Here is a 20587-nt window from a genome sequence, read left to right on the forward strand (position 1 = left end):
TTGGTGCGTGCGCAAATGCAATGAACAACCGCAGATCCTTGTGGGAGCGAGCTTGCTCGCGAAAGCGGCCCATCAGCTTGCCAAGATGTCGGCTGTGCAGATGCGATCGCGAGCAAGCTCGCTCCCACAGGATTTGGTGCGTGCGCAAATGCAATGAACAACCGCAGATCCTTGTGGGAGCGAGCTTGCTCGCGAAAGCGACCCATCAGCTTGCCGAGATGTTGGCTGTGCAAATGCGATCGCGAGCAAGCTCCCACAGCCTCAGGCGTTTGTCGACAACGGCGGTGTGCGCGGCGGAATCAGGCGTTTGGACTCGATCGATTCAAACGCCGAAGCCAGTTGCAGCAGCTTCGAATCGTCATAGGCTCGACCGGCAAACGTCAGCCCGACCGGCATGCCGATGTCCGCCATGACGCCCATCGGCACGGTGACGGTGGGCACACCCAGGTGGCGGATGGCGAGGTTGCCGTTGGCAACCCAGACGCCGTTGCTCCAGGCGATGTCGGCAGATACCGGATTGATATCCGCATCCGCCGGCCCAACGTCGGCAACGGTGGGGAAGATCACCGCGTCCAGGCCCAGCCGGTCCATCCAGTCTTCGAGGTCGATCCGGCGCGTTTCTTCGAGGCCGCGCAGGCCGTCGGGCAGGGTCGGGATCTGGTCCCAGGGGGTGATGCCGCGCTCGGCCATTTTCACGTACTCGTCCATCCCGGCGGCAAGATCATCCTCGCGGTTGGGCAGGGTGCCCGGGTCGTGAGGGAAGATCTTCGGCCCGTCGACGTCGGCCAGACGGTTGAGTGTCGGATCCCCGTTGGCCCGCAGGAAATCATCGAAGGCCCAGGCCGACAAGTCCCACAGCTCATGGTGCAGGAACGCCTTGGACACCAGGCCCCGGGTGAACACGGTCGGTGCGCCGGGGCGATCGCCCTCGCAGTTGGACACCAATGGGAAATCCACCTCGATCACTTCGCCGCCCTGGGCCTGGATCGCCTTGCGCGCCGCTTCCCAGAGCTCGATCACCGAGGCGCGGGTGTGAATGCGCTGGCCCGTCGGGCCGCCAATACCCGGTGCATCCGCCGTACCCGCTTCGGGATCGGCATTGATGTACATGCGCGGTACGCCGAAACGCTTGCCGGCGAGCGCGCCCGGTTGGCTGGCCAGGCTTGGGTACGAGGCGGGGCGAACCGCCTCGACACTTGGAATCGGCACCCAGGGTTGCAGGCGCCACAGGTCGCCACGGGTATCCGGATCGCTTGCCACCACCACGTCCAGCACTTCCAGCAAGTCGGCCATCGTGCGGGCGAAGGGCACGACCACGTCCATGGTCGGCGTCAGCGGCCAGTTGCCGCGAACCGAGATCACCCCACGCGAGGGCGTGTAGGCACACAGGCCGTTGTTCGACGCCGGGCCGCGGCCGCTGGACCAGGTTTCCTCCGCCAGGCCGAAGGCCGCGAAGCTGGCCGCAGTGGCCGTGCCGGCGCCGTTGGAGGAGCCCGAGGCAAAAGGCGCGGTGAGGTAGTCGCCGTTGTAGGGGCTTTCTGCCCGACCATACACGCCACGCTGCATGCCGCCATTCGCCATGGGGGGCATGTTGGTCTTGCCCAGGCAGATGGCACCGGCGGCGCGCAGCCGTTCGATGGTGAACGCATCGCGATAGGCAACCAGGTCCTTGAAGGCCGGGCTGCCGGAAGCTGCCGTGAGCCCCTTGACCAGGTAACTGTCCTTGGCCGTATAAGGGATGCCATCGAGCGGGCCAAGGGTCTGGCCGCTGGCCCGGCGTGCATCGGACGCCTGCGCTTCCTTGAGGGCCTCGGGGTTGCGCACCACCACGGCGTTGAGGGCCGTGGACGTGTGCGGACCATCATAGGCATCGATCCTGGCCAGGTAGGCCTGCACCAACTCGACCGCCGTCGTCTGGCCGGATTCAAGCGCGGCGCGCAGTTGGGCAATGGAGACTTCGGTGATTTCGATCATGGGGTGCTCACCCCAACTGACCGGGCGAGGCCGGTCGCGTCACGTTGGAATCGGGTCACTTCAGTCTCCTCAAGATGGATATTTATCGGTTTTCACGCACTGTACTACGTGGCGTTCGGCGGGTCTATTGAGCGGGCTTGTCGTTATGCACGGATTGGCTCGCCATTCGTCCGTCTCACTGGCGAGCCTGGCTTGACAGCCGGACGGGCAAGGGAAATACTCGCCGCAATATTCATATATATGACTAGATAACAAGGTGAATAAGGTCAATGAACCCTCTTTCCAGTGATGTGCGCCTGCCGCTCTATCAACGCCTGCGCGACCAGTTGGCCGAGCAGATTGCCAACAACCGCTGGCGCCCGGGGGAGGCGATCCCCACGGAGGCCGCGCTCTCGGCGGAGTATCAACTGTCCACCGGCACCGTGCGCAAAGCCATCGATGCCCTGGTCAGCGAGGGCATCCTGGAGCGCCAGCAAGGACGAGGCACGTTCATTCGCCGGCCACAGTTTCAATCTTCCTTGTTTCGTTTCTTCCGTTTCCAGAGCGCCTCGGGCGAACGTCGGATTCCCGAGAGCCGCATCCTGTCCATCGAGCCGGTGGCCGCGCCGTCGGCGGTGGCCCAGGCGCTGGGGCTGCCCGCCGATGCCCCGGTGATTCGCATCGTCCGCCTGCGTCTGCTCGATATCGAGCCGGTGCTCGCCGAAGAAATCTGGTTGCCGCGCGACCGGTTCCAATCGCTGCTCGAAATCGACCTGAGTCAGAAGGGCCCGTTGCTGTACCCCATCTACGAAGAAACCTGCGGCCAGGTGGTTGCCTACGCCCAGGAAACCCTCACCGCCGAGTCGGTGAACGACGTGCACGCGCGATTGCTGCAAGTGCCGGTCAACAGCCCGGTGGTGGTGATCGAGCGGCTGGCGCGTGACTACGCCGGCACGCCGCTGGAATGGCGGCGCTCGCGCGGGCATGCCGAGCATTTCCGCTACAGCGTGGACATTCGCTGACCCATGACGGGTTGATACAGCCCGGCGGCGAACTCCGCGCCGGTTCCGTTTTTTTGCCATCACTGGCCCTGCAGCGGCGCGGTTCGCTCTCGGCTGCCTTTGATTCGACTATAAGGATAAAAAACATGTTCAGTTGGTATCGCCAAGTCACTGCGCGGGAGCGCAAAACGTTCTGGGCCTGCTTCGGCGGCTGGTCGCTCGACGCGCTGGAAGTGCAAATGTTTGGCCTGGCGATACCGGCGCTGATCGCCGCGTTTGCCTTGTCCAAGGGGGATGCGGGGCTGATCAGCGGCGTGACCCTGGTCACCTCGGCGCTCGGCGGCTGGGTCGGCGGCACGCTGTCGGACCGCTACGGCCGGGTGCGAACGCTGCAATGGATGATCCTGTGGTTTTCTTTCTTCACCTTCCTGTCGGCGTTTGTGACCGGCTTCCATCAACTGCTGGTGGTCAAGGCGCTGCAAGGTTTCGGCATTGGTGGCGAATGGGCCGCCGGTGCGGTGCTGATGGCCGAGACCATCAACCCCAAGTATCGCGGCAAGGTCATGGGCACGGTACAGAGTGCCTGGGCAGTGGGTTGGGGCCTGGCGGTCGGCGTCTTCACGCTGATCTACTCGTTCGTGCCCCAGGACATGGCTTGGCGAGTGATGTTCATCGTTGGCCTGCTGCCGTCGTTCCTGATCATCTGGGTGCGGCGCAACGTCGAGGAACCCGACAGCTTCCAGCGCCTGCAAAAGGAAAAGGCCATTCCGCAGAACTTCTTCAAGTCCCTGGGCGGCATCTTCCGGCCTGAACTGATCCGCGTGACATTGTTTGGCGGCCTGCTGGGCTTGGGTGCCCACGGCGGCTATCACGCGGTGATGACCTGGTTGCCGACCTTCCTCAAGACCGAGCGCAACCTGTCGGTACTCAACTCCGGCGGCTACCTGGCGGTGATCATCTTCGCCTTCTGGTGCGGTTGCGTGGTCAGCGGCCTGTTGATCGATCGCATCGGCCGCCGCAAGAACATCGTGCTGTTCGCGCTGTGTTGCGTGGTCACCGTACAGTGTTACGTATTCTTGCCGCTGACCAACACCCAAATGCTGTTCCTGGGCTTCCCCCTGGGCTTCTTCGCGGCCGGCATCCCGGCGAGCCTCGGGGCGCTGTTCAACGAGCTGTACCCGGCGGATGTGCGGGGCGCCGGCGTCGGCTTCTGCTACAACTTCGGCCGCGTGCTGTCGGCGGTGTTCCCGTTCCTGGTCGGGCACATGAGTGATTCGATGTCGCTGGGATCGGCCATTGGCATCGACGCCGGCATCGCCTATGGCGTAGCGGTGATCGCGGCGCTGTGCCTGCCGGAGACCCGTGGTCGTAGCCTGGAAGCGTCGAAGCAACCGGAACATCCCGTTACCCCCAGCGAGAGCGCCCATGCCTGATACGCGTTCGCCGATCACCGGCATCGACTCCCATGCGCATGTGTTCAGCCGCGAGTTGGCGCTGGTTGCCGCGCGGCGCTACACACCCGACTATGATGCGACGCTGGCGCAGTACCTCGACCACCTGCACGCTCATGGCCTGAGCCATGGCGTCCTGGTGCAGCCGAGCTTTCTCGGCACCGACAACCGCTACCTGCTGGCCGCGTTGCGCCAGGCGCCGGAGCAATTGCGCGGGGTGGTGGTGCTGGAGCGGGGCGTGAGCCGCGCTGAGCTGCAAGACATGGCCCGGGCAGGCGTGGTCGGCGTGCGCCTGAACCTGATGGGCCAGGCCTTGCCGGATTTTCGCGAGGCTGCCTGGAAGGGCTTCTTCGCTCACATCGCCGAGTTGAACTGGCATGTCGAGTTGCACCGCCATGTCGAAGACCTGCCGGAATTGATTCGCCAATTGTTGCCCCTCGGCATCCGGCTGGTGGTCGATCATTTCGGCCGTCCGGATGCGCGCCAGGGCCTTGGTCAACCGGGCTTCGCCGAGCTGATGGCGCTGGGTGCGAGCGGGCAGGTGTGGATGAAGGTGTCCGGCATTTATCGATTGGCTGGAACGGATCGCCAGAACCTTGAGTTCGCCCAGGCGGCATTGGCTGTCCTTGAGCAGCGTTTCGGTCCCCAACGACTGGTGTGGGGCAGTGACTGGCCGCACACGCAGCATGAAGAACACGTCGGCTTCGAGACGGTCATGGCACAGTTGCGAGGGTTGGAGTGTTCGGCGTCGTTGATGCAGGCGTTGATGGTCCAGGCGCCCCAGGCGCTCTTCAAGTTTTGAGGCGGGCCGGCGTGTAGCGGTAGGGGGTGCTCAGATCGAGTGGGCTGCCGATGACCTCTTCGGATCACTGGCGCTGGCGACGCATCAGGAAACGTTGCGTCTCTTACGGCAGCAGCAACGCCTTGAAACGCAGATGACGGCAGCGGTTTCGTGTCGAAATCGATCTGCCTGGCCAGCATGGCGACTAAACATCGTTCCACTCGTCAGCGCTGTCATATCTGACAGTAGAGTGGCTACGGGGCTTGTCATAGGCTGATTACCAAAGTGCAGGGCGTGTCATGACTATTCAAGACTGATCGCGTTATATGGCTTAGATGAAGTTGGTGCCTGATGTCGGGGCTGATAAGCATGGGTTGAGTCATTGAATTTCGTATCGTTTTATGAGGCGCTTGGTTTGCAAGGTGGTGAGCACTTCACCGTTGAGTCATTAACGAGGCCCGCTTATGAAAACGATACTTTGTTTTTCCGGACTTGGCTTGCTCGCTGTTTGTTCTCAGGTGAATGTGCAATGGGTTGCGGGTAATGCGGGCAACTCCTGGGACGAGGGGCAGGCGACATTGGCTGCCATTCGTAATCAATACGCTAATGCGGCTGAGAATTGTGGCACAAATAATCGCCCGGCATTTCTCTGCAGTGGCGTTGTCTTGAGGGTGACCAAAAAATCTAATAACTACAGGGTTTGGGATCCCAGTCCTGCTTCGCAACAAAGGGGAGGGGTGGCGTTTTCCTATTTGCGAGCGGATACCAAGTTTCAGACGTTTGCCTGGGGGTTCAATAATGGCTATGTTCTTTATCCCAAGTTTCTGGCACCGGCCAATAAACTTTCGCTTGGCGTTGTTTGCTCATTCCCGATGGATTCGTGGGATTGGCATCGCGATTCTTTGTGCGGACGAATAACGTTAGAGGGAAACAAATACTACGAAGTCAGTCGACCCTGCCAATCGCAAGGCATCACCAATTCAGATCAGTGGGCCAATCACTGGAACCAATCGGTGAGCGGCAATCCCCACTTGGAACAGTGTGGCTTCGATGTCGCGAGCGGTACGGCTAACGGCGCTGTTTTTTTCTATGAATCAGTCAAAGCCAAGCAGAAAGTCAATGGCTTTTATGAGTGGAACGAATTACAGATCACTACCTGGCCCCAAGGCAGCGCTCGCACGCTACCCATCCAAGCCTTCTTTTATTCGGATCCTGCCGGCCTGGCGGATGCGCGAACCAATCAAAAAGAATTCTATAGCGATAGCGGAGGCATCGTTGTTCCTATCATAAGCGTCCGTTTACCCATGACGGCGGATCAGGACGTGCTTTTCAATTTTGCTCCTAATGATCAGGAAGTGATGGCAGGAGAAGGAACCACACCGTCCTATTCGGAGCCGCCCTGGATAGTGAGCCCGATGGAGGGGGCTACCGTAACGCCACCCTTCAGAATTTCCGGGAAAAGTGCACTTGGCGCAACCGTCGACGTATGTTTGGAGGGCGGTGGGTATTGTTTCGGTGCTCCCGTGGTCGCTGACGCAAATGGTTATTGGTTTATCGACGGTGCGCAATTGAGCCCTGGGAACTACAGGTTTACGGCAAGACAGACAGCGAATGGCCAAGTGTCAGCGTGGGCAAATAACCGAACGATCAAGGTCCCCTGATTAGCTGAAAAAAGTGAAATTTTTTCTGCCGGATCTCGGAAAAAAAGATGAGCACTCAGCGGATAAGCAGAGGCGCGGCGATGAAAGTTAATGTGCTTTTATTATTGTTAGTTGTCCAGGTCGCTTATGGTGCTGATCAAGGAGCGGGCGGCGCGTGTGCACAATACATTGAGTCAGCGGTCTGGTCAGAGCGTTACGATCCCGGAACGCAAAAAAACGAATGGAGTTTGTCTGTGATACCCACTGAGTGTGGCCGGGCGATACAGTCCAACCAGACCAATGCGGAGTACGCCGAGTTGGTTCAAAAATTCGGTAACGATTGGCAGTGGAAATATCACGATGGGGGAGGCATGCGTCGTCAGTTGGTGTGTCACTTGGCGATTGCTCGAAGTAAAACACCGTGGAATCTGGAACCCTATAGGCCCGATGTGTCACATGAGGTTTCAATCCAGAATGGCTGTAATAATGGTGTGGGCACCGGGAGCGGAGCGACACCGGTGTACCCAGCCCCTCCATTGATTTTGAGTCCGACGCAGGCCAGTTATATAATCCCGCCCTTTACCATTTCGGGAAAAAGCGCTGCGGGCGCGATGGTGGATGTGTGCCTTGAGGGGGCGGGCTACTGTTTTGGCAAACCAATCGCCGATGGGCGCGGAGACTGGATCATTGAAGGGGCCGGGTTGGCGCCGGGATCTTACAGGATGACAGCAAGGCAGACATCGGGTGGGCAGGTGTCAGATTGGGCTGAGTACCGAACGTTCACCATCCCCTAGGGCACAAACGCCAACACACTGGCCGGCGAGCCAGATCCTGCCTCCAGGCGCAGCACGCCAATCACCAGCGTGCAGCCGGTGGCCGGTAGCTGGTCGAGCTGGGCCAGGCATTCGAGGATGATGCCACCGCGTTGCAACACCCCTCGATTGCTGGCGAACGTGGTTTCCTGGCCTGGGTCCACCCCATGGGTGTCGATGCCGATGCCGGCGATGGCGCGTTGCTCCAGCAGGAATCGGCTGGTGGCGGCGCCGACGCCCGGGAAGTGCGGGCCGTGCGCATCAACCTGGATGAAGCGTTGCGGATCCGCCCAGCGCGACTGCCAACCGGTGTGGAACAGCACCACGCAACCCTCCGGGATCCGGCCATGTGCCTGCTCCCAGCGCTCGATGTCCTGAATGCCGATGACGTAGTCGGATTCATCCTCCACACGGCTCGCCAGGTCCACCACCACGGCGGGCCGTACCAGGGATTCGGCGGTGTAGCCGTCGATGCCCATGGCGCCGGCGTCGAAACTGTTCGGCGCATTCATGTGGGTGGCGCTGTGCTCGCCCATGCTGAAACTGCGCAGGTGGTAACCGTCCTTTTCCAGCGAAGCCTCGGTCTTGAACACCACCGGTGGGTCATTGGGCCACAGCGCGATGTCGGGATGGATCGGGTGGCTGAGGTTGACGATTCGGTTGAAATGAATGCTGGGCATGGCGGGCGTCCTGTCTGGCGATTGCTGGCGATATTGTTGCAGCCAAACCTGTGTTGTCACCTCGATCCAGACGGGGATGGCATGGTGTTGTGGTGGTTGAATATCGCTACGACGCTTGTCGCTCATTTGTAACCTGATGTTGGGGTGCTGCGGCGCGCCTGTTTTCCCTGCCATCCCGGCGGACGACCGTCAGCCCGTCAGTCCAACCCTTCGCTGGTATTCGCCTACACTGAAAGGGTTATCTGACTTTCCTGTAGGCACAGGACGACCTCCCAGCCCAAGTCGCTTTCAGAACACGTTTAGTCGCCTGTGTGCTACCGCCCAGCGGCGGGAATGGCAAGCTGTGATGATGCCCCGGACCGAGTGCGCCAAAGACACTTGGCCGGTGAGCGAGAATGGCGACCGGATTTGCCACGCTACCGTGACGTGGGCCGGACGCCGCAGCCAAGACTCCGGACAGCTGCCGCCAGGCGGCAGTGTCGTTCGAGATGCCGAGGTACGTTTATGCCTGATGAGACGCTTCACCTGCCTTTGATTCAGAGTGTGTTGGCGCTTGAAAAGGACACCCCCGGTGCCTTGCTGCCCATCCTGCACGCCATCCAGGAAGGCTGCGGGTATGTGCCCGACATCGCCGTCCCTGAAATCGCCCATGCCCTCAACCTCAGCCAGGCTGAAGTGCGTGGGGTGATCAGCTTCTACCACGATTTTCGTACCACGCCACCGGCCCGCCATACCTTGCGCCTGTGCCGCGCGGAGTCCTGCAAGAGCATGGGCGCCGAGGGCCTGGCCGCGCAATTGCGCGAACACCTGTCCCTGGACGACCACGGCACCAGTGCCGATGGCCGCGTCAGCCTGCGGCCGGTCTATTGCCTGGGCGCCTGCGTCTGTTCGCCGGCCCTGGAACTGGACGGTGAGCTGCATGCACGGCTGACCCCGGAACGCCTGCGCCAACTGGTCAATGGTTGCCTGGAGGATGGCGCATGCTGACGCTCTGCATTGCTCGTGACTCGGTAGCCCGTGCCGTGGGCGCGGACAAGGTGGCCACAGCGCTGGCGGCGGAGGCCGAGCGCCGACAACAGCCGCTGGCGTTGCGACGTACCAGTTCCCGTGGCCTCTATTGGCTGGAGCCGCTGGTGGAGCTGGAACGCGATGGCGTCCGGCTGGGCTTCGGCCCGGTCACGCCGCAGGACGTGCCGAGCCTGCTGGATGCGCTGGCCGGCGACCCGAGCAGCCACCCGCTGGCCCTGGGGCCGGTGGAAGACATACCTTATCTCAAGAGCCAGCAGCGCCTGCTGTTCGCCCGTGCCGGCATCACCCAGCCCTTGTCCCTGGACGATTACCGTGCCCAGGGCGGCTTCCTCGGGCTGGCCCGCGCCGTCCAGATGGATGGCGGGGACGTGGTCGCCAGTGTCCTCGATTCCGGCTTGCGTGGTCGGGGCGGGGCGGCGTTCCCGGCGGGCATCAAGTGGCGCACCGTGCGCGAGGCCGTGGGGCCGCAGAAATACGTGGTGTGCAACGCCGACGAAGGCGACTCCGGAACGTTTGCCGACCGCATGTTGATGGAGGGCGATCCGTTCCTGTTGATCGAAGGCATGATCATTGCCGGCATCTCTGTCGGCGCCACCCTGGGCTACATCTATGTGCGTTCGGAATACCCGGACGCGGTCAGTACGCTGAACGACGCCCTGGGCATCGCTCGCGCCGCCGGCTACCTGGGCAAGGACGTGGCCGGCAGCGGTCGCACCTTCGAACTGGAAGTTCGGGTGGGGGCAGGGGCCTACATCTGCGGTGAAGAAACGTCGCTGCTGCAATCGCTCGAAGGCAAGCGCGGCGAAGTGCGAGCGAAACCGCCGTTGCCCGCGCTGCAAGGCCTCTTCGGCCTGCCGACGCTGGTCCACAACGTGGTGACCCTGGCCTCGATACCGGTGATCCTGGAGAAGGGGGCGCAGTTCTATCGCGATTTTGGCATGGGCCGTTCCCTGGGCACGATGCCGTTCCAACTGGCCGGCAACGTCCGCCAGGGTGGTTTGGTCGAGCGCGCGTTCGGCCTGACCCTGCGGGAACTGGTGGAAGGTTACGGTGGCGGGACCGCCAGCGGTCGACCGTTGAAAGCCGCCCAGGTGGGCGGACCACTGGGGGCTTGGGTGCCACCTTCGCAATTCGATACCCCGCTGGATTACGAAGCCTTCGCCGCCATGGGCGCGATGCTTGGCCACGGCGGCGTGGTGGTGGCTGACGACAGCCTCGACATGGCCCAGATGGCCCGGTTCGCCCTGCAATTCTGTGCCGAAGAGTCCTGCGGTAAATGCACGCCTTGCCGGATCGGCTCCACCCGTGGGGTGGAGGTGGTCGATCGCCTGATCGCCAGTACCGATACCGCTGCTCGCCAGGAACAGGTCCTGTTGCTGCAAGACCTCTGCGACACCCTGCAATACGGCTCGCTCTGTGCCCTCGGCGGGATGACGTCCTACCCCGTGGCCAGCGCCCTCAAGTACTTCCCCGCCGACTTCGGTCTGGCGACCACGGAGGCCGACCAATGATCAACATCTTCGATCCCAGCAGCGATATCGACCTGGGTACCCCGGCGCGCGAAAGCGAGGTGCAGGTCAGCCTGACCATCGACGGACGTGAAATCAGCGTACCTTCCGGTACGTCGGTGATGCGCGCGGCGGCCTTGCTCGGCACCACCATTCCCAAACTCTGCGCCACCGACACCCTGGAAGCCTTTGGCTCCTGCCGCATGTGCCTGGTGGAGATCGAGGGCATGCGCGGTTATCCGGCGTCCTGTACCACGCCGGTGACCGAGGGCATGGTGGTCAGCACCCAGACGTCCAAGCTCGCCACGTTGCGCCGCAACGTCATGGAACTGTACATCTCCGACCACCCGCTGGACTGCCTGACATGTCCGGCCAATGGCAATTGCGAGTTGCAGACGGTGGCGGGGCAGGTGGGCCTGCGCGAAGTGCGCTATGGCTACGAGGGCGCCAACCATCTGAGCGATGCCAAGGATGTTTCCAACCCCTATTTCGACTACGACCCGAGCAAATGCATCGTGTGCAGCCGCTGCGTGCGGGCGTGCGAAGAGATCCAGGGCACTTTCGCGCTGACGATCAGCGGGCGTGGTTTCGACTCCCGGGTCGAAGCGGCCGGCGGTGAGAATTTCCTCGATTCCGAATGCGTGTCGTGCGGTGCGTGCGTGCAGGCCTGCCCGACAGCCACCCTGATCGACAAGAGTGTGGTGGAGATCGGCCAGCCGGAGCGCAGCGTCATCACCACCTGCGCCTATTGTGGCGTGGGCTGTTCCTTCCGTGCCGAGATGAAAGGCGAGCAACTGGTGCGCATGGTCCCGGACAAAAATGGCCAGGCCAACCACGGCCACTCCTGCGTCAAGGGCCGTTTCGCCTGGGGCTACGCGACTCACCCGGACCGCATCACCAAGCCGATGATCCGCAAGCACATCAACGACCCGTGGCAGGAAGTCAGCTGGGACGAGGCGGTGACGTATGCCGCCAGCGAATTGCGCCGCATCCAGCTCAAGTACGGACGCGACTCCATCGGTGGCATCACCTCCAGCCGTTGCACCAACGAAGAAACCTACCTGGTGCAAAAGCTGGTGCGTACCGCATTCGGCAACAACAACGTCGACACCTGCGCCCGTGTTTGCCATTCGCCCACCGGTTATGGCCTCAAGCAAACCTTGGGCGAATCGGCCGGCACGCAGAATTTCGACTCGGTGATGAAGGCTGACGTGATCCTGGTGATGGGCGCCAACCCCACCGATGCGCACCCGGTCTTCGGTTCCCAGCTCAAGCGTCGTCTGCGCCAGGGCGCTCGGCTGATCGTCATCGACCCACGTCGCATCGACCTGGTGGATTCGCCCCACGCCCGTGCCGAGCTGCACCTGCAACTGCGTCCAGGGACCAACGTGGCCATGCTCAACGCGCTGGCCCATGTGATCGTCACCGAAGGTCTGGTTGACCAGCCGTTTGTCGCACAGCGCTGCGAGGCGGCCGATTTTGCCCGCTGGAGTGATTTCGTCAGCCTGCCAGAGAACGCGCCCGAGGTCTTGGAAGCGGTCTGCGGCGTCCCGGCCGAACAGATCCGCGCCGCCGCACGGCTCTACGCCACCGGTGGCAACGCTGCCATCTACTATGGCCTCGGCGTGACCGAGCACAGCCAGGGCAGCACCTCGGTGATGGGTATCGCCAACCTGGCCATGGCCACCGGCAACATCGGCCGCGAGGGCGTCGGGGTGAACCCGCTGCGTGGGCAGAACAACGTCCAGGGCTCCTGCGACATGGGCTCGTTCCCTCACGAGTTGCCGGGCTACCGGCACATTTCCAACGAAACAGTCCGCGCCGAGTTCGAGCAGGCCTGGAACGTGACCCTGCAACCCGATCCGGGCCTGCGCATTCCGAACATGTTCGAGGCCGCGTTGGATGGCACCTTCAAGGCGCTTTACTGCCAGGGCGAGGACATCGCCCAGAGCGACCCCAACACCCAGCACGTGACCGCGGCGCTGAGTGCCCTGGAATGCGTGATCGTCCAGGACATCTTCCTCAACGAAACGGCCAAGTTCGCCCACGTGTTCCTGCCGGGCAGTTCGTTCCTCGAGAAGGACGGTACCTTCACCAACGCCGAGCGACGCATCTCCCGGGTGCGCAAGGTCATGGACCCGCTGGCCGGCAAGGCTGACTGGGAGGCCACGATCGCCCTGGCCAATGCCTTGGGCTACAAGATGGACTACAGCCATCCTTCGCAGATCATGGATGAGATCGCCCGCCTGACACCGACCTTCACCCGCGTCAGCTACGCCGAGCTGGATCGTCACGGCAGCCTGCAATGGCCGTGCAACGATGCCGCGCCGGACGGGACGCCGACCATGCACATCGAGCAATTCGTGCGTGGCAAGGGGCGGTTCATGCTCACCGGGTATGTGCCCACCGAGGACAAGGTCAACAATCGCTATCCATTGCTGCTGACCACCGGCCGTATCCTCAGCCAGTACAACGTCGGTGCCCAGACCCGGCGCACCGACAACGTCGCCTGGCACGAGGAGGACCGCCTCGAAATCCACCCGACCGACGCTGAGAACCGTGGCATCGTCGATGGCGATTGGGTCGGCATCGGCAGCCGTGCCGGGCAGACCGTACTGCGGGCGAAGGTGACCGAGCGCGTGGCGCCGGGCGTGGTCTACACCACGTTCCATTTCCCGGAATCGGGCGCTAACGTGATCACCACCGACAACTCCGACTGGGCCACCAACTGCCCGGAATACAAAGTGACGGCGGTGGAGATCGTGCGGGTCAGCCAGCCTTCGGAATGGCAGAAACGCTACCAGGCGTTCAGTGATGAACAAGGCCGCCTGCTGAGGGAACGCCGTCATGCCGAGAAAGCCGAGGTGCGCCGATGAGTTCTGACAGCTTGATCAAGATGGCCAACCAGATTGGTCAGTACTTCGCCAGTGAACCGGACCCTGCGGTGGCGGTGCGTGGCGTGTACCAACACATCAAGAGCTTCTGGACGCCAGCCATGTGTCGCGACTTGACGGCCTGGCAAACGAAACATCCCGAGGCGGTCCTGCACCCGTTGGTATTGGCGGCATTGATGGAGTTTGAAAAAGCGGCCTAGGAAGCCAGCCCCGTCAGTCCGCAAAGCCCCGTGAGAGCACAGCTGACTGTGCTCCCACGGGGCTTTTTGCCTTTCGGTTATTGGTTATTGACGGTGACGTAGGGGTCCCACGTGTTGGTCGGGCCAATCTGGTTCAGGTTGCGGTCCAGCAGCACGAAGTAGATTTGGTACCAGAGCTTTCCCGGGCTCAATGCAGTGGACTGCCAGAAGGTATAGGTCACATCGGTCTTGGAGATTCCACCAGGGGCACCGTTGTCCAGATAAGGCACGGGGATGCCGGGGATATTGAAGGGTGTCGGTTTCGAAATCGTGCCCTTGTAATCACCGCCCTGGTGAGGGTTGCCGATCTCGACGTCCTTGATCAACGCGATGCGGTCGAAATTGCGCGACAGCGTGGTGGCTCGCCAGCGAATGATGTCACCGGGATTTACATCGAACCACAACTCGTTACCGCCTTCGCCTTCGCCGCTGGTGATGTTGGCATGGCTGTCGACGGCACTGCGGGTTACCAGCATGGCAATTGCGCCGCCTACGTCGCCGGGGTGGGCGAGCAGGTAATCGGCATCAACGTTGACGAGCACATCAATGGTTTGGGTTGCTCCAGACATGTTTATCGCTCCTTGATCGAACAGCATTGACGACCTCACCCTCAAAGGGCGTCCGGGCCACCCGGTCCCTGGGTGTGGTCTCGGGGAGGAACGATAGGTGATGGCTTTGTAGTGTCAAATTTCCAATTCTTGACGCCGACCAAGCACAGCGAAACGCAGCGCTGGTAGGGCTTTGATTAGGCAACGGGGTGGGCAATCGCTTAGGTGATCACGAGTATTTTCCCGGCACCATGAGTGGGCGAAAGCGGACAGCCAATGTCATCGATAGCCTGGTTTCCATCGAAAGTCGCTCCGGCCATGGCGCGATTATTGGCGTCAAGTTATCTACGTTGCGCTTATGGAATGGCTGTCCTACTCTCCGTGGCAAGGCAATATGCCAGCAGCGATCAGGAGAAAGGGATGCTCGCCGAAAACGCACCGGTTCACGTTGCAACCGCCTTGTGTTCTGCCTCTCGGGCTCGACTCGCGTTGGCCTGTATATTCTCGTTCTTCATCGCCGGCTGCGCCGTTCCCACAGGGACCGCGCAACTGTTCAAGGTACAACCCGCTCGTCCTGAGGCGGACCTCGAAAAATTCGAGGCGGCTACCGATCTTCGGGCCAAATGGCAACAAGCCGAGCAGGCCCAGGCTGACCTGGTGAGTAAAAAAGCACCACAGGCCGACCTCGACAGAGCCAACGCACAAACGCAGTTGGCGAAAAAGAACTTCGAGGACGCTATTGGCGTATTGAAGACCGAGCGCCTAAGTATTGATGGCGACGTTTTGAGCGGTGATAAAGCAGAGGCCATTCGTAAACCCGACAGCAATGGCAATGGCGGCGATGTCTTCGCGGTCTATTTGACGGATGCCTATTTCAAGTACCTCAAGGATGTAGGTGGGGTGAATGAAGTGGTGATCGTCGTCGAGTTCACCGAAGTCGGCGGCGAAGACAAAAGCGCAACCGTGACCAAGGTTCTCGGCCCTTATCTTGGGGTGGCGGACAACTCCAAGCCACCGCTGTTGAGTAAGTTGCTCTACGGACCTAAAAAGCTTGAGTCCGATCATTTATCGATGAAGTTGACCGTGTTGGAGTATGACCAGGGCGAGAACGAGGACACCGCTGCATTTCTTGATTTCATTGGTTCGGCCAGCAAGACCCTGTCACTGGCGAATCCTATAACGGCTGCCGAACAGGTGTTTGCCAAGGAAGTGGCCAAGAGTCTGCTGGCCCTCAACAAAGACGACGTGGTCATGCAGATCGACATGGACATGTTGGCCGGGCCTGATGATGGAGCAGGCGAGGGTAACGGTTCGGTGTTGACGCTGCAGCCTGGCAACTATGTGCTGATCAACCAGGAGCGTTGCGCCCCCACCAACTGCTACTTCTATTTGACTGGGCGAGGTAACAAGGAAAATCCATTGGCGTGGTTGGGGGACTCGTTGATGCTGGTGCCGACCGCCATGCGCCGTGGCTGGACCGACACACCGGACAGGGCTTCCTTGGACGACATCAAGCCTGACGAGATCGACTACCTTCATCACAGTCTGCGCAACAGCGGCAAAAACGATCCATTTACCGACAAGACCTGGTTATCCCTGGCGATCCGCAAGGGCGGTGATGATGCCCTCTGGGGACGACGGCGTGCATTGATCGAGGCAGAGAAAGCCGTCCAGTACATCAATAAGCAGGAAACCAGTGCAGTGCTGAAGAATGCCGACTATGAGCGTGCCAGGACCGCCCTGGACGCTGCGCAACTCGCTGAGCAGGAAAGACGAAGCGGCATGACCTTCGTCTCGCCTTTGAATGCCAAGGGCGAGTTTGCGCCGACCGCGAAGGGCACTTCGTTTTGTCTGACCCACGCCAAGCCTGTCAGCCAGCCCGTCTATTCGGTGTATCAGCTACAGGACGGTATCAAGCCCAAGCCCATACCAGGCGTTGTCCTCGACAAGAGCTCCACGTCCAGTTTGTCGTGTTTCACCTATGCCGCAGGGGCATTGGTCGCTGGCAACTATCAGTTGGTCATGACGATGCCGGGAGACATGATTCCAGTGACCCAGACTTCGACTTTTGTGGTGCAGCCATAGGGCTGCAGCGGCTTACGGACTTCCATGTGAATCTCTCCATGCCATTGGCTCAGCGGACATTCAGGTCCAGTGTTCCGGCGTGGTGCTACCGCAAATCCCGAAAAAACGCCCTGATGTCCTCGGCCAATAACTGCGGCTGTTCCAACGCCGCAAAATGCCCGCCCTTCGGCATCACGCTCCAGCGTTTCACATCGCAGCAACGTTCCACCCAACTGCGGGGCGGCATGGGCAGTTCCTTGGGAAACATCGCCACGCCGACCGCAGGTTTCACCCGCTCCTCATGGCCGAATGCGAGCGGTCGCTTGCTGCCTTCCACGTACTGCCGGAACGACGAGCCGATGCAGTTCGTCAGCCAGTACAGCGTGACGTTGGTCAGCAGCCAATCGTGATCAATGGCCGGGCGGGTGTCGCACCAGGACAGGATCTTCTCGCCCATCCAGGCCAGCAAACCGGCCGGCGAGTCATTCAGGCCTACCGCAAGGCTTTGGGGTTTGGTGCGTTGGATATGCCCGTAGGCGCCTTCGGCATCGGCAAAAGCAGCGGCGTGTTGCAGGAAGGCGGTTTCGGCTTCGGTCAGCGGTGGCTCGGTTTCGCCAAGGGGTGGGCGGTAGGAAGCCGGGATGTAATTGAGATGGATACCCTTCACCCGCTCGGGAAACCGCACGCCGAGCCAGGTCGAAACCCCCGCGCCGATGTCTCCGCCCTGGGCACCGAAGCGCTCATAACCCAACCCGCTCATCAGCTCGCCCCACAAACGGGCCACTTCGTAAGGGCCGTTGCCGGGCTGCTGGAATGGTGCAGAAAAGGTGTAGCCGGGCAGGGACGGCACGACCACATCGAAGGCGTCCGCCGGGTCACCGCCATGACTGGCCGGGTCGGTCAACAGGGGGATGATGTGCTGCATCTCGGTAAAGGAACCGGGCCAGCCGTGGGTCAGGATCAACGGCATGGGGGCCGGGCCCACACCGCGTTGATGAATGAAGTGAACGCGCTGGCCGTCGACATCGGCGACAAACTGCGGCAGGCGATTGAGCGCCGCTTCCTTGGCGCGCCAGTCGAAGGTTGTCGACCAATAGGCGAGCAGGTCGCGTAGCACGTTGATGTCCATGCCCTCAGTCCAGCCTTGCCCGGCCAGCGGCTCTGGGAGCCGCGCATTCAACAGGCGATGCCGCAGGTCCGCCAGCGCGTCTTCGGGGATGTCGATGGAAAACGGTTTGATGTGCATGGGTCTTTCGTCCTGATCAAGGTGCAGCCAGAAAGAGACGAGCATTTTGTGCGTGCTTGAACATCGCGAGCAAGCTTGCCTGCCGGCTCCCACAGGTCTTGCTGGTGCATGCAAAGGCTGCGTACAGCCCAAATCCTCTGTGGGAGCGGGCTTGCCCGCGAAAGCGGAGTGTCTGTCATGAAGATGCTGAATGTGCCGCCGTCTTCGCGGGCAAGCCCGCTCCCACAGGTCTTGCTGGTGTATGCAAAGGCTGCGTACACCCAAATCCTGTGTGGGAGCGGGCTTGCCCGCGAAAGCGGAGTGTCTGTCATGAAGATGCTGAATGTGCCGCCGTCTTCGCGGGCAAGCCCGCTCCCACAGGTCTTGCTGGTGTATGCAAAGGCGGCGTACACCCCCAATCCTCTGTGGGAGCGGGCTTGCCCGCGAAAGCGGAGTGTCTGTCATGAAGATGTTGAATGTACCGACGTCTTCGCGGGCAAGCCCGCTCCCACAGGTCTTGATGGTGTATGCGAAGGCGGTGTACACACCCAATCCTAGGTGGGAGCGGGCTTGCCCGCGAAAGCGGAGTGTCTGTCATGAAGATGTTGAATGTACCGCCGTCTTCGCGGGCAAGCCCGCTCCCACAGGTCTTGCTGGTGCATGCAAAGGCGGCGTACACCCCCAATCCCCTGTGGGAGCGGGCAAGGTGGGTTTCAGCGAGATTTTCGGGCGCGTTTCGTTCGCTCATTCGCTGTTGAGCACCCGACGCCCGCACCGGTTTTGTGATCTATAGTTTCTCCAGTCAATCGTTTTGCCCGAACGCCGCAAGGAACACGCCGGTTCAACGCAGGGAGCGCATCATGTCGTTTCAACGGCCAGATGGACTGAGGTTGGCCTCCGGTATCGCCAGGTCCGCGGAGACGGTCTCCCAGGCCATGGGCCGCGTTTTGCGGCGTGGGCTCGGTCATGCCAAGGAGGCGTATGTCCTGTTTCCGCTGCTGGCGGTTTTCCTGTTGTTGGCCATCTGGCTGACGACGCTGTACCTCATCACCAGCGAACTGACCCGGGCGCGGCATAACGCGGCGGCAGTCAGCCTGGAAGTCAGCGCGACCTATGAAGCCCAGATGCTGCGGGCGGTCCATGAAATCGACCAGACCCTCAAACTCGTCAAGTACACCTACGAGGCCGAAGGCCAGCGCAACCCGCTGCCCAGGCTGAAGGAGCGGGCATTGTTGCCGCCGTCGCTGTTGTTTGACGTGAGCGTGATCGACGCCGATGCCAGGTTGGTGGCCAGCACCCGGGCCAACGAAACGGAAGTGGTCGACGACGCGGACGACCTGCGCACGTTGCGGCGCGACGACACGCTATTGATCAGCCGCCCCTGGAGAAACCCGCTCAACGGCGAATGGCGGTTGCGCTTCAGCCGGCGCCTCAGTTCGGCCGATGGCGGGTTCGCGGGGGTCGCCAGGGTCGAGGTTGACGCGAACTATTTCGTCAGCAGCTACGATGCCTCGAAGCTCGGCGAGCAGGGCGTCTTCGGGTTGCTGGGCACCGACGGCGTGTTCCGGGTGCGGCGCACCGGGGAGACGGTGCAGGCCGGTGACACGGTGGATTACGCGGCGCTGGTGCCGGACACCGAGGACACCCAGGCGCTGCTGCTGACCAACGATTGGGACGGCGTACGCCGCTACACCAGCGCTCGGCAGCTCTATGACCTGCCGCTGGCGGTGATCGTCGGGTTGTCCGAGCAGGAGCAACTGGCGGCCGTCACCCAGCAAGCCCAAACCTATGTGTGGCGGGCCGCGGCCGGCAGTCTGGTGTTGATGTTCCTGGTGGTGTTGCTGAGCCGCATGAGCTGGCAGCTGGCACAGAGTCGCCTGCGCACCGCTGAAGCCCAGACCCAGTTGGTGGCCGTCGCCCGCCAGGCCGGCATGGCCGAGATCGCCACCAACGTGTTGCACAACGTGGGCAACGTCCTCAACAGCGTCAACGTTTGCGCCGAGGTGCTGACGCAAAAACTGCGTACCAGTAAAGCCTTGGGCCTGGGCAAGGCGATGCAGTTGATGAACCAGCACACCGAGGACCTCGGCCACTTCATCTCGCAGGACGAGAAAGGCAGGTTGCTGCCCGGCTACCTGAACCAGGTGGTGGAGGCCTTGGCGGTCGAGCAGAAGAGCATGGCCGAAGAGCTTGAGCAGTTGACCAAGAGCATCGATCACATCAAGGAAGTCGTGGCGGCCCAACAATCGTATTCAGGCGCTTCCAGCCTGCGCGAGACCGTGCAGGTCCAGCAACTGATCGAGGATGCGTTACGCATGAACGCCGGCGTGCTCACGACCCGCCACGTCACGGTGCAGAAGGCGTTCACAGGCTTGCCGGCGGTTGAGTTGGACAAGCACCGGGTGCTGATGATCCTGGTCAACCTGATCAAGAACGCCGGCAACGCGATGGTCGACATGGCGGATCGGCCCCCGGTGATCACCTTGCAGGGCGAGCTGAACACGGAACAGACCTTGATCATCCGGGTGATCGACAATGGCGAGGGGATCGCCGAGGACAACCTGACGCGCATCTTTGCCCACGGCTTCACCACCCGCAAGGATGGCCACGGTTTCGGCCTGCACAGTTGTGTGCTGGCCGCCATGGAGATGGGCGGGGCATTGAAGGTCCAGAGTGCCGGGCCGGGGCAGGGCGCCACCTTCACCCTGGAACTGCCCACCCGGCCTTCGGGCCCGACCGGCCGGGCATGAGCCGGGCGGGTG

General features: G+C 61.7%; 15 protein-coding genes. 11 read left to right on the forward strand and 4 right to left on the reverse strand.

From position 1 onward, the window contains the following. Positions 1-261 precede the first annotated feature (261 nt). Positions 262-1974, reverse strand: coding sequence for an amidase (locus V3H56_RS11635; RefSeq protein ID WP_338474658.1), 1713 nt, complete (start codon positions 1972-1974; stop codon positions 262-264). Between the two features lie 269 nt (positions 1975-2243). Here V3H56_RS11635 and V3H56_RS11640 point away from each other — a divergent pair, with 269 nt between their 5' ends. The 5 genes from V3H56_RS11640 (at position 2244) to V3H56_RS11660 (ending at position 7620) form a co-directional block, all read left to right on the forward strand. Then, positions 2244-2975 (forward strand): GntR family transcriptional regulator, encoded by a 732-nt coding sequence (locus V3H56_RS11640; protein ID WP_042730907.1) that lies wholly within the window; start codon positions 2244-2246, stop codon positions 2973-2975. Positions 2976-3100: 125 nt separating this feature from the next. Continuing rightward, on the forward strand, positions 3101-4387 hold the full coding sequence (locus V3H56_RS11645) for an MFS transporter (RefSeq protein ID WP_047735462.1): 1287 nt from the start codon (positions 3101-3103) through the stop codon (positions 4385-4387). Further along, a complete protein-coding gene (locus tag V3H56_RS11650) occupies positions 4380-5207 on the forward strand; it encodes an amidohydrolase family protein (protein WP_338474659.1) in 828 nt (275 codons plus the stop codon). The genes V3H56_RS11645 and V3H56_RS11650 overlap by 8 nt, the downstream gene beginning before the upstream one ends. Before the next feature lie 443 nt (positions 5208-5650). Beyond that, positions 5651-6847, forward strand: coding sequence for a halovibrin HvnC (locus tag V3H56_RS11655; protein ID WP_338474660.1), 1197 nt, complete (start codon positions 5651-5653; stop codon positions 6845-6847). A gap of 80 nt (positions 6848-6927) precedes the next feature. Continuing rightward, positions 6928-7620: a DUF2599 domain-containing protein gene (locus V3H56_RS11660; protein ID WP_338474661.1), complete on the forward strand. Its 693-nt coding sequence runs from the start codon at positions 6928-6930 to the stop codon at positions 7618-7620. On the opposite strand, the gene V3H56_RS11665 is transcribed toward V3H56_RS11660, so the two are convergent. Further along, positions 7617-8318 carry a cyclase family protein gene (locus V3H56_RS11665; protein WP_338474662.1) on the reverse strand — a complete coding sequence of 234 codons (702 nt, stop codon included), beginning with the start codon at positions 8316-8318 and terminating at the stop codon, positions 7617-7619. The two genes, V3H56_RS11660 and V3H56_RS11665, sit on opposite strands and share 4 nt — an antisense overlap. 504 nt (positions 8319-8822) lie before the next feature. Between V3H56_RS11665 and V3H56_RS11670 the strand changes: the two genes are divergently transcribed. Genes V3H56_RS11670 through V3H56_RS11685 form a run of 4 tightly spaced genes read left to right on the forward strand, consistent with a single transcriptional unit; the run spans position 8823 to position 13949 of the window. After that, positions 8823-9305: a formate dehydrogenase subunit gamma gene (locus tag V3H56_RS11670; RefSeq protein ID WP_338474663.1), complete on the forward strand. Its 483-nt coding sequence runs from the start codon at positions 8823-8825 to the stop codon at positions 9303-9305. Further along, positions 9299-10858: an NADH-ubiquinone oxidoreductase-F iron-sulfur binding region domain-containing protein gene (locus tag V3H56_RS11675; RefSeq protein WP_338474664.1), complete on the forward strand. Its 1560-nt coding sequence runs from the start codon at positions 9299-9301 to the stop codon at positions 10856-10858. The genes V3H56_RS11670 and V3H56_RS11675 overlap by 7 nt, the downstream gene beginning before the upstream one ends. Continuing rightward, complete coding sequence (gene fdhF / locus V3H56_RS11680; protein ID WP_338474665.1) at positions 10855-13731, forward strand: formate dehydrogenase subunit alpha; 2877 nt, start codon at positions 10855-10857, stop codon at positions 13729-13731. Before V3H56_RS11675 ends, fdhF begins: the two co-directional genes overlap by 4 nt. Continuing rightward, entirely contained in the window at positions 13728-13949 is a 222-nt protein-coding gene (locus tag V3H56_RS11685) for a formate dehydrogenase subunit delta (protein WP_338474666.1), read from the forward strand. The genes fdhF and V3H56_RS11685 overlap by 4 nt, the downstream gene beginning before the upstream one ends. Positions 13950-14026: 77 nt before the next feature. Here V3H56_RS11685 and V3H56_RS11690 read toward each other — a convergent pair whose 3' ends face one another. After that, the gene (locus V3H56_RS11690) at positions 14027-14557 is read right to left on the reverse strand and encodes an AidA/PixA family protein (protein WP_042731835.1); all 531 of its coding nucleotides are present in this window, start codon (positions 14555-14557) and stop codon (positions 14027-14029) included. A gap of 399 nt (positions 14558-14956) precedes the next feature. Between V3H56_RS11690 and V3H56_RS11695 the strand changes: the two genes are divergently transcribed. After that, complete coding sequence (locus V3H56_RS11695; protein ID WP_338474667.1) at positions 14957-16621, forward strand: hypothetical protein; 1665 nt, start codon at positions 14957-14959, stop codon at positions 16619-16621. Positions 16622-16706: 85 nt separating this feature from the next. On the opposite strand, the gene V3H56_RS11700 is transcribed toward V3H56_RS11695, so the two are convergent. After that, the gene (locus V3H56_RS11700) at positions 16707-17846 is read right to left on the reverse strand and encodes an epoxide hydrolase family protein (RefSeq protein WP_338474668.1); all 1140 of its coding nucleotides are present in this window, start codon (positions 17844-17846) and stop codon (positions 16707-16709) included. Between the two features lie 839 nt (positions 17847-18685). Here V3H56_RS11700 and V3H56_RS11705 point away from each other — a divergent pair. Next, complete coding sequence (locus tag V3H56_RS11705) at positions 18686-20575, forward strand: ATP-binding protein (RefSeq protein ID WP_042732799.1); 1890 nt, start codon at positions 18686-18688, stop codon at positions 20573-20575. Positions 20576-20587 lie beyond the last annotated feature (12 nt).

The sequence above is a fragment of the Pseudomonas sp. MS646 genome (assembly GCF_036693845.1).
Classification (GTDB): domain Bacteria; phylum Pseudomonadota; class Gammaproteobacteria; order Pseudomonadales; family Pseudomonadaceae; genus Aquipseudomonas; species Aquipseudomonas chlororaphis_E.